General features: G+C 78.1%; 1 pseudogene. It reads right to left on the bottom strand.

The features are described 5' to 3' along the window. Nucleotides 1-612, bottom strand: a pseudogene (locus AE652_RS42220) (hypothetical protein); the annotation flags it as partial.

Here is a 612-nt window from a genome sequence, read left to right on the forward strand (position 1 = left end):
GGGCCTCGGCGGCCTCGCGCTGCTGGGTGGTCTCCTGCTGGGCCAGGGCCCGCAGCTCCCCGGCGGCCTGCTCGGCCTCGGCCCTGGTCTCCGCGGCGTAGGCGTCGGCGGCGGTGTGCTGCTCGGTGACGTACGTGTCGGCGGCGGTGTGCTGCTCGGTGACGTACGTGTCGGCCGCGGTGCGCTGCTCGTCGGCGTAGGCGTCGGCGGCTTCGCGGACCTCGACGCTGTGCCGGTCGGCCGCTTCGCGGACCTCGGCGCCGTACTGGTCGGCGGTCTCGCGGACCTCGGCGGTCTCCGCCGCGGTGCGTTCGGTGAGGTCGGCGGCGTGCTGTTCGGCCTCGGTGCGGACCCGGTCGGCGTAGGCCTCGGCGGCCTCGCGCTGCCGGCTGGTCTCGCGCTGGGCGAGCGCCCGCAGCTCTCCGGCGGCCTGTTCGGCCTCGGCCCTGGTCTCCGCGGCGGCCTGTTCGGCCTGCTCGCGGGCGGCCTCGGCCGCGTCCAGGTGTTCGGAGGTCTCCTCGCGCTCGCGCCGCAGGCCGTCGGCGGCCTCCTCGCGTTCGCGCCGGCTCTCCTCGCGCAGCGCGTTCGCGGCCGCCTCGGCCTCGGCCCGGG

Source organism: Kitasatospora sp. MY 5-36 (assembly GCF_001182915.1).
In the GTDB taxonomy this organism is placed as follows: Bacteria; Actinomycetota; Actinomycetes; order Streptomycetales; family Streptomycetaceae; genus Kitasatospora.